The sequence below is a fragment of the Arthrobacter echini genome (assembly GCF_004803505.1).
Taxonomy (GTDB): Bacteria; Actinomycetota; Actinomycetes; order Actinomycetales; family Micrococcaceae; genus Arthrobacter_D; species Arthrobacter_D echini.
On record NZ_SSWH01000006.1, the window covers coordinates 161508 to 174797 of the forward strand.

A 13290-nucleotide genomic window follows, 5' to 3' on the forward strand; every position below is an offset into this window, starting at 1 on the left:
CGCGGGCGACCCCGCTGACGGAAGGTACATCCCGCGCGTGAAACGCTCAACCCGCAGATATCTGGTCCAGGGCACTCTCTACGTCGTGTTCGTCCTGGTGGTCCTCTTCGTCGTGTTGTCCGCCGACTGGGAGCGGATCCAGCCCTACTTCTTCAACCCCGAGATCGCCGCGTCGCTCTTTCCGGACATCGTGCTGACCGCCGCGAAGAACACCGTCATCTACACCCTGATCGCCTTCGTGGGCGGTGTGCTCCTCGGACTTGTGCTGGCCCTCATGAAGCTCTCTCCGGTGCTGCCGTACCGCTGGCTCGCCACCGGCTTCATCGAGCTGTTCCGTGGCCTGCCCGCCCTGCTGGTGATCTTCGCCTTCGCCTTCGCCGTCCCCATCGCTCTCGAATGGCGACCGCCCGGGGGCAGCACGGGCGCCGGTCTGATCGGGCTCATCATCGTGTCCTCCGCCTATATCGCGGAAACCATCCGCGCCGGCATCGAGGCCGTCCCCAAGGGCCAGACGGAGGCAGCACGCTCGCTCGGCCTGAACCCGCTGTGGACCATGATCACGGTGGTCCTCCCGCAGGCCTTCCGCATCATCACTCCGCCGCTGACGAACGAGCTCGTGATCATCATCAAGGACACCTCGCTGCTGTTCATCGTCGGGATGGCTCTGGACCAGCGGGAACTGACCACCTTCGCGCGCGACGCGCTCTCGAGCACGGCCAGCGCAACTCCGCTCGTGGTCGCGGCCCTGCTGTACCTGGTCATCACGTTGCCGCTCACCCAGCTGGTGGCGAAGCTCGAACGACACAACAAGAGAGGCCGGTGAGCCCCATGGCACATCCAGTGACGGGCAGCACGACAGCACCCGTGGCCGTCCCCGCCATCGAGGTGCGCGAGCTGTGCAAGACCTACGGCAGCAACGACGTGCTCAAGGGCATCGATTTCCACGTGGACCAGGGCGAGGTGGTCTGCGTCATCGGCCCCTCCGGGTCCGGCAAGTCGACGCTGCTGCGCTGCGTCAACCGGCTCGAGGAACCCACCAGCGGCGTCATCATGGTGGAGGGGATCGACATCACCGACAGCGAGACGGATCTCGATGCCATCCGGACGCGCATCGGCATCGTGTTCCAGCAGTTCAATCTGTTCCCGCATCTGACGGTCCTGCAGAATCTGACCCTCGCCCAGCGACGGGCGAAGAAGCGCGGCAAGCGCGAAGCGGCAGAGATCGCACGGCGGAACCTCGAGAAAGTGGGTCTCGCGGAGAAGGCGGACGCGTTCCCGGCGCAGCTCTCGGGCGGTCAGCAGCAGCGTGTTGCCATCGCGCGGGCGCTGTCGATGGATCCGGACATGATGCTCTTCGACGAGCCGACCAGCGCGCTCGACCCGGAGCTCGTGGGTGATGTCCTGGGGGTCATGAAGCAGCTCGCGAGCGAAGGGATGACCATGATGGTGGTCACGCACGAGATGGGTTTCGCACGCGAGGTGGGCGACCGCGTGGTCTTCATGGACGGCGGCGTGGTGGTGGAGCAGGGCGTGCCCGAGGACGTCCTGGGCGATCCGCAGCACGAGCGGACGCAGTCGTTCCTCTCCAAGGTGCTCTGACCTAGCTAGCCGACGGCGGCGGACACCGCCCGCCGGATGCGCGCGTGAAGCTCCCGCAGACCGCTGCGCCGGGTCTGCACCTCGAGGACGGAGCGCCCGACGACTGGCCGCACCAGCGCAGACCCCAGCTCCTCGAGCGTTCTCGCCCGCTCGTACCCGAGACCGTACGCAGCGGCCAGGGCGGCGACGTCGACGGCGTGCGGCGTGCCGAAGAGGCGCTCGACGGCGGACCCGTAGCGGTCCGTCGTCGTCTCGGCTCCATGTTCGAGCAGACCGAAGATCGCGCCGCCGCCGTCGTTGAGCACCACGATCTGCAGATCCGGCTGCACCTCACCGTTGCCGATCAGCAGCCCACCGACGTCGTGCAGGAAGGTGAGGTCCCCCAACAGGACACGTGTGGGGACACCGTTCGCAAGGGCGACGCCTGTCGCGGTCGAGATGGTGCCGTCGATGCCGGCGAGACCCCGATTGGCGAAGACCTCCAGCGGATGCCGGTCCGCGGACGCCATGAGATCCACGTCGCGAATGGGATTGGAGGAGCCGAGCACGAGATTGCCCTCCGTACCGGCCCATACCGCCTCGGCGACGTGCAGGCCGGTGAGCTCCACCTCGTCGTCGAGCAGTGCATGGATCGCGGCGTCCGCTCGTGCCCCGGCTTCCTGCCACGTGCGCAGCCACCCCTCCTCCCCGCGGGAGGCGAACGCGAGCAGCTCGGGTAGATCGACGATGATCCGCTCGGGTCGGCGGCCCTCCTCGAACCATGCGACGGGCTCGGGCAGGTACAGCGCGTGCTCGACGTCGGACCGCGCCAGGAGCGCCGTCACGGGCCGGGAGAGTGTGGGCCGACCGAACACGATTACACGGGTGATCCTCGGTCCGAGTTCATCGAGCAGCAGACGGTACGCAGTAATCGCATTTTTGCCGACACGCGCGTTCGACGACGGCTCGGCCAGCAAGGGGAGTTCGAGCTGCGCGGCGACGACGGCGGCGATGTCCCCGGCACCGTGTCCGGCGACGACCACCGTACGGCTGCCATGGCGCGGACCGGTGCGTGGACTCGGCGCCTGCCCTGCCGCGCTGAGAGCGGCCCTGTCCGACCGGGTAGTACCGGACGGAACCGGCACCGGCTCCACGGCCGCCGGAGGTGCGACCGCCTCCTGAGCATCATCGTGATTCGGCGAGCGGTCCCCCGTCGGCACGAGCGGGTCCCGGAACGCGAGATTCAGGTGCACGGGACCACGCGGGGTGTGACCCGCGTCGCCGCCGAGTGCGGCCCGGAGTGCCGCCGTGACGGGACCGGTCGGGTCGTCCCCGGCGGCGACGTCGAAGTCCGTGCGTACGTGCACGCCGAACAGCTGCGGCTGCACGGTGGTCTGGTTGGCCCCGGTCCCCCGCAGCTCGGCGGGCCGGTCGGCCGACACGACCACGAGGGGCACCGCCGCGTGGTTCGCCTCCATGACGGCGGGCAGGAGTTCTCCCACGGCTGTGCCCGACGTCGTCACGATGGCAACCGGACGGCCCGCACCCAGGGCCAGGCCCAGTGCCGTGAAGCCCCCGGAGCGTTCGTCGATGCGCACGTGCAGGCGCACGCGCCCTGCCGCCTCCGCGTCGGCGAGCGCGTAGGCCAGCGGCGCACTGCGGGACCCGGGGGCGACGACGACGTCGGTGACGCCGCCCGCGATGAGTGCTGCGACGGCTCGCGCTGCCGATGCGGCGGAATCGAGGGCAGGATCAGGATCGGTCGCGGATTCGGTCACGACCCCATCCTCACACCCGACAGGACGGCATGGGTGCGGCGGAGCCTCTCCAGCCACCACCGCGTGCGCTCCGGTGCGGCAGCGAAGCGCTCCAGCCGGGTCCGGGACACGGCGACGTCGCGCACCGGCAGGGATCCGGCGTCGGGCATCAGGGAGGACTGCGTCACGTCGCCGGCCATGAGCGAGACCGTGGCGAGTCCGCAGGCGTAGGGCAGCTCCGGCAGCGCGGCGGCGAGGGCCACGCCGGCGCGAATGCCCACGGAGGTGTCCAGTGCGGAGCTGACGACGGCAGGAAGCCCGGCCTGCGCGATGATCTCCAGCGCCCGGCGGACACCACCGAGGGGTGGCGCCTTGATGACGAGGAGATCGGCCGCATCCTCACGGGCCACGAGCAGCGGATCCTCCTGGCGCCGGACGCTCTCGTCCGCGGCGACGAGCACACCGTACCCGCGTCGCTGCACCTCCAGGCGAACAGTGCGTAGACCCGGGATGTCGGCCACGGGCTGCTCCACGTACTGCAGGTCGAAACGGGCCATGGCGTCGACGGCAGCGAGCGCCTCGTCCGTGCTCCAGCCACCATTGGCGTCGAGCTTGATACCGGCGTCGGGCAGCAGGCGGCGCACCTCCGCGACCCGGGCGACGTCGTCGGCGAGGCTCTGTCCCCGCTCGGCGACCTTGATCTTGACCGCGCCGACACGCCCGAAGCGGGTGAGGACCATTTCCACGCGACCCGGTTCGACGGCGGGGACCGTCGCATTGACCGGGATCGACGTGCGGACCGGTGCAGGGAAACCATGCCACGCCGCCTCGAGCGCGCAAGCGAGCCAGGGCGCGGACTCGACGTCGTCGTACTCCAGGAACGGGCAGAACTCTCCCCAGCCCACAGGCCCCTCGACCAGGAGGGCCTCGCGCTCGAGAACGCCGCGGAACTTCACCCGCATGGGGATGGAGACCACCCGTGCGGAGGAGATCACGTCGTGGAGGTCGGGCACGGGAAGCGGCCGGCCGCCCACGAAGGGATCCGGCGGAGGGTTGGACACAGCGCTCACACGCTCAGGCTACGGGAGCGTTGCCACGCAGCACTCCCGGAGCAGAAGCTCCGAGACGACGGGGCCCACGACCCTACGGAGCCGACGTGCATCGGGCAGACCTGTAACACCACCGGAATTCACAGGCGCATGTGGAAGCATTGACGCGATGCCTCAGCAGATGACCGGCCCCGCAGGGCGAGCACCGTGGCTGCCGATAGTCTTCGTCCTGGCGGCAGCAGGCTGTGCAGCAGCGCTCGGATGGACCTACTGGGCCTTCGTCCGGACCACACGGGGCCAGTTCGCCGACGAGTCGGCGCTGCGTCAGGCAGCTCTGCTGGCACCGGAGACGAAGGGCGCTTTCCTCAGCTTCCTCGACACCCTGCCGACCATCTCGCTGATCCTCACGGCAGCCGCCATCCTCCTCGTCGCGGTGCTGCGCAGACGATACCCGGCGGCCATCGTCGCGACCGGCGTCATCGCCGCCTCGAACCTCACGACGCAGCTGCTGAAGAACGTCGTCCTCGATCGCCCGGACCGGGGCGTGGAGACACTGAGCTTCAACTCGCTGCCGTCCGGGCACACGACCCTCGCAGCCTCCACGGCAGCCGCCGTCCTCCTGATCGTGGCGCCGCGGTGGCGTCCGTTCGCTGCGGCGATGGGTGGGGCGTACTCCGTCCTTGCAGGGGCTGCCACCTACGTCAATCTCTGGCACCGCCCGGCCGACGTCGTCGCGGCCCTGCTCGTCGTCGGCGGCTGGACACTGCTCGCCGGACCGGTGATCCTGCGGACGGACGGACAAGGAAGCACCCGGCGGGCAGCGGGCGCCGGGTGGGGATCCTCGCGTCGCTGGCTCGTGCTGTGCTGGACGCTGGGTGTCGGTGGCCTGGTGCTCTCGGCCCTGGTGTACCTCACGGTTCGGGCCGACCTCCCGTTCCCGGCTCCGGATGCCGGCCGCCCGCTGTTCTTCTGGTGGGGCCTGCTGTGGATCACCGGCGTAGGTTTCGTCCTGGCAGCCGCGACAGGCTCACTCCTCGCGGCGGCCCGGCTCACCGGCAGGGCGCTTGCCTGATCGCTCCGGCGCCCGCCCCGCCGGGAACGCCGACTACTCGTGGCGCAGGGGTTCGGCGGAGGTCTCGCGCGAGACGGCGACGGCGATCAGCGACACGACCGCTGCGGCGACGAGATACCAGGCAGGAGCCAGGTCGCTTCCCGATACGCCGATGAGGTAGGTCGCCACGAACGGCGCGGTGCCGCCGAAGATCGCGTTCGAGAGATTGAAGCTGACAGCGAAGCCGGTGTAGCGCACGCGGGTGGGGAACATCTCCGCGAGGAAGCACGGCAGCGTCCCGTCGTTGAGCGTGAGCATGGCGCCGAGGAGGATCTGGACCAGGACGATGACCAGGAAACTCCCCGTACCGAGCAGGGCGAATGCCGGCACGGTCAGCACGATGAACGTGATCGACGCCGAGATGAGCACCTTCTTCCGGCCGTAGCGGTCCGAGAGCGCCCCGGTCAGGAAGATGAAGCCGATGTAGGTGATCAGCGCGATGGTGGTGGCCAGGAAGGACTCCGTGGCACCGAGGCCCAGCTCCGCGGAGAGATACGTGGGCATGTAGCTGAGGATCACGTAGAAGCCGACGGCGTTGAGCAGCACGGCCCCGCCTGCCCGGAGCAGCAGACGCCAGTGGAGGCGGAAGAGGCTGGCGACCGGCGCCTTGATGGTCTCGTCCTCCTCCGCCAGCTCGCGGAACACCGGGGTGTCCTCGAGCTTGGTCCGGATGTAGCGCCCGATCAGGCCCATGGGGGCGGCGAGGAGGAAGGGCAGACGCCAGCCCCAGCTGCTCATGGCGTCGTCGTCGAGCAGGGTGGTCAGCAGGCCCGCGATGAGTGAGCCGAGCAGGAGCCCGGCCGCCGTGCTCGCCGGCACCACGGCCGCGTAGAGCCCGCGCTTCTTCTCGGGGGCGTACTCGACGAGGAACGCCGAGGCACCGGCGTACTCGCCGGAGGCGGAGAAGCCCTGGACCACGCGGAGGAGCAGGAGCAGGATCGGCGCCCAGATGCCGATGACGGCGTAGCTGGGGATGAGGGCGATGCAGAACGTCGCACCGGACATGATCAGGATCGAGAGGGACAGCGCGGTCCGCCGTCCCACCTTGTCGCCGATGTGCCCCCACACGAAGCCGCCGATCGGCCGCACCAGGAAGGAGATCGCGAAGAGCGCGAAGGTGAGCAGGAGGCCCGTCTGCGGATCGGACTCCGGGAAGAAGACCGCCGCGATCGTGACCGCCAGATATCCGTAGACGGCGTAGTCGAACCACTCGACGAAGTTGCCGATGAAGCTCGCCGCAATGACTCGCCTGCGGGTGCTGCTGTCCACCGTGATCGGTGCGAACGTCTCGTCCAGACCCACGGGAGATGCCCCCGTGGTAACGGAACTGCGGTTGTCCTCGTTCTCCGCCATGATCCACCTCTTCGTCGGAGTTGCATTCAATGCAACATGGTTGCACAAGACTATGAGTGCGCAACGTCACAGTCAAGGGTCGCCGCGATGTGTTTCAGCGGTGAGGTCCAGGACTGCGCTTCAAGGACGGACTCCGGGCACGAGAAAGCCGACCGGTGCTCCGGTCGGCTTCTCCTGTCGTGCTGATGACCGCGGTGCTGGAGACGGAACCCCTAGCGGAGGATCACGGTCCTGTTGCCGTGCAGTATCACGCGTCCCTCGCAGTGCCAGCGCACGGCGTTGCTCAACGCCTTGCACTCGGTGTCCCGGCCTGCGGCGACGAGGTCCTCCGGCCCGTAGGTATGGTCCACGTCCACCACCTGCTGGGAGATGATGGGTCCCTCGTCGAGCTCGCTGTTCACGTAGTGCGCGGTGGCACCGACGGTCTTCACACCGCGTGCATAGGCCTGGTGGTACGGCTTGGCACCCTTGAAGCTCGGCAGGAACGAGTGGTGGATGTTGATCGCCCGTCCGTCCAGCTTGCGGGTGAGCTCGTCGCTGAGGACCTGCATGTACCGGGCCAGTACCACGAGCTCAACCTCGAACTCGCCGACCAGCTCGAGCAGGCGCGCCTCCGCCGCCGGCTTGGTCTCCGGTGTGACGGGGACGTGGAAGAACGGGATGCCGTGCCACTCGACGAGCGCCTGATGGTCTCGGTGGTTCGACACCACGGCGACCACCTCCACGTTCAGTTCCCCGTTCCTCGTGCGGTAGAGCAGGTCATTGAGGCAGTGACCGAACCTGGACACCATGATCAGCACGCGCCGCCGGGATCTGTGCGCCTCGAGCCGCCAGCGCATCCCGTACCGGTCCGCAACGTCACCGAAGGCCTCGCGGAGGGCCCCGGCTGTGGTGCCGGCGTCGGACCGGAAGTGCAATCGCATGAAGAAGTGCTGTTCGGAGCGCTCCCCGAACTGCTTGCTGTCGATGATGTCGCACCTGTGCTCCAGCAGGAATCCGGAGACGGCGTGGACGAGCCCCGGGACATCGGGGCAGTCCAGTGTCAGGACGTACTCGTGTGCCACCTCGGCACTCTCTGCCACCTCAGCACTCAATGACGTTCACGGCGAGGCCACCCCTGGAGGTCTCCTTGTACTTGGACTTCATATCGGCTCCGGTCTCCCTCATGGTCTTGATCGCCTTGTCCAGAGACACCTTATGACTACCGTCGCCATGAAGGGCCAGCCGCGCCGCATTGATCGCCTTCACGCTCGCGATCGCATTGCGCTCGATGCACGGGATCTGTACCAGACCGCCGACGGGATCGCAGGTCAGGCCCAGATTGTGTTCGATGCCCACCTCTGCGGCGTTCTCGACCTGCGCCGGTGTTCCGCCGATCACCTCGCACAGGCCGGCAGCGGCCATGGAGCAGGCCGAACCCACCTCACCCTGGCAGCCCACCTCCGCTCCGGAGATCGAGGCGTTGAGCTTGAACAGGATGCCCACCGCGGCAGCCGTGAGCAGGAACCGGACCACGCCGTCGTCGTCGGCACCCGGAACGAACTTCGTGTAGTAGTGCAGCACCGCCGGGATGATCCCCGCCGCGCCGTTGGTCGGTGCGGTGACGATCCGCCCGCCCGCCGCGTTCTCCTCGTTCACGGCGAGCGCGAACAGGTTCACCCACTCCATGGCGCGCAGCGGATCACTGATCTCGAGGTCCGCACTCAGGGTCCGGAACAACGACGGCGCCCGGCGTTTGACCTTCAGGCCTCCCGGAAGAATTCCCTCGGCGGCGCACCCGTTGTCCACGCACTCGCGCATCACGGCCCAGAGGCCGAGCAGTTGCTCGCGCAACTCGGCCTCGGTCCGCCATACGCGTTCGTTGGCGAGCATCACTTCCGGAATGGTCATCCCCTCACGCTCGCACATCTCCAGGAGTTCATCGGCGGACGTGAAGGGGTAGGGCAGGACGGTCGAATCGGCCACCACGCGATCGGCCGCATCTGCGTCGCCGTCCACGACGAAGCCACCACCGATCGAGTAGTAGCTGCGTTCTCTGAGGACGTCGCCCGCGTGGTCCAGGGCGCGGAAGGTCATCCCGTTGGGATGGGCCGGCAGTGCCTGGCGCCGGTGCAGCACCACGTCCTCGTCCCAGTTGAAGTCCACGCGCCGTGTGCCGCCCACCCACAGTTCGGCGTCGAGGGCAGCGGCGGCCACGAGGTCATCGGCAGCCGCCGTGTCCACGGTCTCGGGATCGAGTCCCTTGAAGCCGAGCACCACCGCCTTGTCGGAGCCATGACCCCGACCGGTGGCGCCCAGCGAGCCGAACAGCTCGGCCTGGACCCGCGTGGTGGAAGCCAGGACCCCGTCCTCCTCGAGACCATCCGCGAACAGCTTCGCTGCACGCATGGGTCCCACGGTGTGCGAGGAGGACGGCCCGATACCGACGGAGAAGAGGTCGAGGACGCTCAGTGCCATTCAGGGAACCTCGGGTGAGGCGTACTCGCGCATCGCGTCCAGGAGCCAGCGGCCCAGAAAGTCCGCGAACGAGGCCCGCGGGAAGATGCGGTAACTCTCCTCGCCCGTCTTCCACAGGATCACCGGGATCTGGCCGATCTCGGTGGAGAACGCCGTTCCGACGCCGAAGACCCGGGGGTGAAGATCGAGCGAACACCCCTTCTCCAGAACGGCCCGGGCCCGGGACCCCGTCAGTTCGAAGGTGGTGCGGTTGGCGGAGAGATCCACCACCTGACCCTCTCCGTCCCCGAGGGCGTCCAGCAGCGACCGGATCAGATCCCCGCCGAGGGCCTCGTGGGCTTCCATGGGCGCGACGACCAGAAATTCGGTGGGACCGAGCCAGAGTACCGACGTGCCCTCGTTCCCGCTGACACCACCCGAACCCTCGGGAAGGCCCCCGGTCACGGCAGCGATACGCTCACCGACCTCCGTGCCGCGCTTCACCCGCAGCCCGACCATGGTCAGGAAGGGCTCCTCGCGGAGTTCGGCGACACCGGCGACGGAGCCGGCCTCGAATGCCTCCGCGAGCGGGGCGGCCGGGCTGGTTCTGCGGGAGAGATCGTTGTCCTGTGTTGCGTGAGCTGTTGTCCTAGCCATCTTTGCGGGTCCCTTCGGGGTCGAATAGCACGGTTTCTGCGACGACGACGTCGACGATCCGGTCGCCGGTCACAGCAGTCATGGTCTCGCCGATGCGCTCGCGACCGTTCTTGATGAGCGCCAGGGCGAAGGACCGGCCCAGCGCGGCACTGTGGTAGCTGGAGGTGACGAACCCCTCCATCTCGACCTTGCCCTCGATGGGGTCGATGGATCGGTCCTTCTCCACGAGCTGGGATCCCTCCGGCAACCGGTAGCTGCCGTCGACCGGCAGTACGCTCACCAGATGCTTGCGGTCCGCCCGCTGGGCATCCGCGCGGGCGTAGGAGCGCTTGCCGACGAAGGACTTGACCTTGGAGACCACCCATTCCATGCCCGCGTCCTGCGGGGTGACGGTTCCGTCGGTGTCCTGGCCGACGATCGGGTAGCCCTTCTCGGCGCGCAGCACGTGCATGGTCTCCGTACCGTACGGCGTGATGCCGAACTCGGCGCCGGCCGCGGCGACCGACTCCCAGGTGTTCAGCCCGTACCAGGACGGCACGTTGATCTCGTACGCCAGCTCACCGGAGAAGGAGATGCGGCAGACCCTCGCCCGGACGCCCGAGGCGAGTGTGGTCTCGCGGAACGTCATGAACGGGAAGGCCTCCGCTTCGAGCCCGCCGTCCTCCGCGAGCTCCGGGGCCACCTTCTCGAGCACCGCCCGCGATTTCGGCCCGACGACGGCGATGGTGGTCCACTGTTCGGTCACCGACGTGCACTGCACGTCCAGGTCCGGCCACTCGGTCTGGAGCCATTCCTCGAGCCAGTCGAGAATCCTCGCCGCTCCTCCGGTGGTCGTGGTCATGAAGTAGCGGTCCTCGTCGAGGCGCAGTGTCACGCCGTCGTCGAGGATCATGCCGTCCGCCATGCACATCACGCCGTAGCGGGCCGAGCCGGGCTTGAGCTTCTTGAACGCGTTGGTGTAGATCCGGTTGAGGAACTCGCCGGCGTCCTTGCCCCGGATCTCGATCTTGCCCAGCGTGGTCGCGTCCATGAACCCCACGGAGTCGCGGGTGGCGGCGCATTCGCGCAGCACTGCCGCGTCCATGTCCTCGCCGTCCTGCGGGTAGTACCAGGGACGCTTCCACTGTCCGACGTCCTCGAACAGGGCGCCGTGGGCCTCGTGCCACGGCTGGATGGACGTCTTGCGGGCAGGGTCGAACAACTCGCCGCGCTGGCGACCTGCGAGCGCCGCAAAGGCCACGGGAGTGAACGGCGCACGATAGGTGGTCGTCCCGATGTCACCGATGCCCCGCGAAGCCTCTCCTGCCGTGCGGAGCGCTGCGGCGATGACGCCGATCGCGTTCACGCCGGAGGTCTTGCCCTGGTCGTTCGCCGTGCTGATCGAGGTGTAGCGCTTGATGTGCTCCACGGACCGCATCCCGGCCCCGGTCGAACGCAGCACGTCGGCCACGGTCTGGTCGCGCTGGAAGTCGACGAAGTGCTGGTACCACTCGTCGGGCGTCCCGGTCTGACCGGGGACCAGCCAGAGCTGACGCGTCGGCGCCGCCGGCTCGGGTTCGGGCAGCTCCCCGGGCTGTTCCGCATCACTGAAACCGACGGCGATGGCTGCGGCCGTCCCTGCAGAACGGCCCTCGACGAGGCAGTCCTCGAGTGCGAAGCTGCCCCGGCCGGAACCGACGGACTGCTGGTCGGGGACCACGGTGCTCGGCACGAAGGCCGCCAGCTCGTCGTCCCAGCGCAGTTTGCCCTGGCGCTGGGAATGCAGGTGCACCACGGGGCTCCAGCCGCCGGAGACGGCCAGCAGATCACAGGGGATCTCCTCGCTGCTGTCCGTGAGCTCGCCGTGGTCGTTGATGCCGCGGACCGTGACACCTGCAAGTGCCCCGTCGTCGTCGGCGGTGGTGTCGGCCACCGCGCTGCTGCTCATGACCCGCGTGCCTGCTGCTGCCGCATCCTGGGCCACGGCCGAGAGTTCGGGGCGGGCGTCGACGACGGCGGCCACCTCGATGCCTGCGGCCCGGAGATCGGCCACGAGCGCGTAGGCGCTGTCGTTGGTGGTGCTGACGACGACCTGCCGGCCCGCCGCGACGGCGTACCGGTTGAGATAGGTGCGGACCGCGGAGGCCAGCATGATGCCCGGGCGATCGTTGTTCTCGAACACCAGCGGGCGCTCGTGGGCGCCGGGCGCAAGGATGACCTGCAGGGCGCGGATGTGCCAGATGCGCTGCCTGGACACACCGGGCGCGGCAGGGCTGGAGAGGTGATCGGTGCGGTTCTGGACGGCGATCACGTAGTTGGCGTCGTAGGCTCCGAAGGCTGTGGTGCGATTGAGCACCGTGGACTCCTCGCCGGAGACCAGTTCGGCCTCGACGTCGTTCACCCACTCCAGCGCCGGTTTGCCCTCGATGGTCTCGGTCAGTTCGGGTGCGGTGGAACCCGAGAGGAGGGACCCGCCCAGTTCCGCCTGGTCGTCGAGCAGCATGACGCGCGCACCCGAGCGCATGGCCTCCCGTGCTGCCATGAGCCCTGCCGGCCCGCCGCCGATGACCAGGATGTCCGTGTGGACGTACTTCTTGTCGTACTCGGCGCGGTCCTCCTCCGGGTCCAGGCGCCCGCGGCCGTTCAGCAGGTCCACCTTGAGGTTGTCCACGAGGGTGACCATGGTCGCCGGGAGCATGGATTCCGCGACATCACCGGGGAAACGCGGTGAGACACGCACCAGGGCGTTGGGCTCCTCCACACCGGCTGAGAGGATACCGCGTGGCCTGTTCTCGTAGAGCGACCTGCCTGCGACGTTCCTGCCGTTGGCCAGCATCGCCGAGGTGAGGGTGTCCCCGGGATGACCGGTGAGTTCCTCGCCGTCGACCGTGAAGCGCCAGGAGATGGTGCGATCGATGCGTCCGCCGTCGGCGAGACGCGAGTTCTGCGACGTCATTTCGTTGCTCCCTTCGGTGCGGTGGAGGCGTCGACCGGACCGAGGTCGGTACCCGAGATACTCGGGCCCGAGGACCCGGTGGTGGTGCTGTCGGCTGCCACGCTGGCCGTGCCGTACTCGTCATCCGGGTCGGGATCGACCGTCGGCTGGGGTGCACCCATCGGGTACACCGCCTGGATGTCGTAGGTGACGGTGTCGCGAAGCATGTTGAACCACTGGCGGCAGCCTGTGCTGTGCAGCCAGCGCTCCGCGAACGAGCCCCTGGTGTTGTCGCGGTAGAACAGGAACTCGGCCCATTCTCGGTCGGTCAGCTCGTCCGGGTTCTCCGGGTAGGGCACGTGGGCCTGTCCACCGTAGTGGAACTCGGTCTCGTCACGGGCGCCACAGTTGGGGCAGGAAATCAGCAGCATGTGC

11 protein-coding genes are annotated in these 13290 nt (G+C 68.3%); 3 read left to right on the forward strand and 8 right to left on the reverse strand.

What is annotated here, in order from left to right; genetic code table 11:
* Window positions 1-37: 37 nt before the first annotated feature.
* A complete protein-coding gene (locus tag E8P82_RS08770; RefSeq protein ID WP_211096839.1) occupies window positions 38-823 on the forward strand; it encodes an amino acid ABC transporter permease in 786 nt (261 codons plus the stop codon).
* A gap of 5 nt (window positions 824-828) precedes the next feature.
* Entirely contained in the window at window positions 829-1599 is a 771-nt protein-coding gene (locus E8P82_RS08775) for an amino acid ABC transporter ATP-binding protein (RefSeq protein WP_136454113.1), read from the forward strand.
* A 5-nt stretch (window positions 1600-1604) separates the two neighbouring features.
* Here E8P82_RS08775 and menD read toward each other — a convergent pair whose 3' ends face one another.
* Together menD and E8P82_RS08785 are read right to left on the reverse strand one after the other, a co-directional pair.
* Window positions 1605-3356: a 2-succinyl-5-enolpyruvyl-6-hydroxy-3-cyclohexene-1-carboxylic-acid synthase gene (menD, locus tag E8P82_RS08780; protein WP_136454114.1), complete on the reverse strand. Its 1752-nt coding sequence runs from the start codon at window positions 3354-3356 to the stop codon at window positions 1605-1607.
* Window positions 3353-4396: an o-succinylbenzoate synthase gene (locus E8P82_RS08785; RefSeq protein WP_281275785.1), complete on the reverse strand. Its 1044-nt coding sequence runs from the start codon at window positions 4394-4396 to the stop codon at window positions 3353-3355. Before E8P82_RS08785 ends, menD begins: the two co-directional genes overlap by 4 nt.
* Before the next feature lie 157 nt (window positions 4397-4553).
* Here E8P82_RS08785 and E8P82_RS08790 point away from each other — a divergent pair, with 157 nt between their 5' ends.
* The gene (locus E8P82_RS08790) at window positions 4554-5456 is read left to right on the forward strand and encodes a phosphatase PAP2 family protein (RefSeq protein ID WP_168796530.1); all 903 of its coding nucleotides are present in this window, start codon (window positions 4554-4556) and stop codon (window positions 5454-5456) included.
* A 33-nt stretch (window positions 5457-5489) separates the two neighbouring features.
* On the opposite strand, the gene E8P82_RS08795 is transcribed toward E8P82_RS08790, so the two are convergent.
* The 6 genes from E8P82_RS08795 to E8P82_RS08820 all read right to left on the reverse strand — a co-directional run bounded on the left by E8P82_RS08795 (window position 5490) and on the right by E8P82_RS08820 (window position 13286).
* Complete coding sequence (locus E8P82_RS08795) at window positions 5490-6848, reverse strand: MFS transporter (RefSeq protein ID WP_136454117.1); 1359 nt, start codon at window positions 6846-6848, stop codon at window positions 5490-5492.
* Between the two features lie 212 nt (window positions 6849-7060).
* A complete protein-coding gene (gene purU, locus E8P82_RS08800; protein ID WP_246021142.1) occupies window positions 7061-7930 on the reverse strand; it encodes a formyltetrahydrofolate deformylase in 870 nt (289 codons plus the stop codon).
* Between the two features lies 1 nt (window position 7931).
* On the reverse strand, window positions 7932-9305 hold the full coding sequence (locus E8P82_RS08805; RefSeq protein ID WP_136454119.1) for an L-serine ammonia-lyase: 1374 nt from the start codon (window positions 9303-9305) through the stop codon (window positions 7932-7934).
* The gene (locus tag E8P82_RS08810) at window positions 9306-9941 is read right to left on the reverse strand and encodes a sarcosine oxidase subunit gamma (RefSeq protein ID WP_136454120.1); all 636 of its coding nucleotides are present in this window, start codon (window positions 9939-9941) and stop codon (window positions 9306-9308) included.
* Window positions 9934-12876: a 2Fe-2S iron-sulfur cluster-binding protein gene (locus E8P82_RS08815; protein ID WP_136454121.1), complete on the reverse strand. Its 2943-nt coding sequence runs from the start codon at window positions 12874-12876 to the stop codon at window positions 9934-9936. Before E8P82_RS08815 ends, E8P82_RS08810 begins: the two co-directional genes overlap by 8 nt.
* Window positions 12873-13286 carry a sarcosine oxidase subunit delta gene (locus tag E8P82_RS08820; protein ID WP_136454122.1) on the reverse strand — a complete coding sequence of 138 codons (414 nt, stop codon included), beginning with the start codon at window positions 13284-13286 and terminating at the stop codon, window positions 12873-12875. Before E8P82_RS08820 ends, E8P82_RS08815 begins: the two co-directional genes overlap by 4 nt.
* Window positions 13287-13290: the final 4 nt, after the last annotated feature.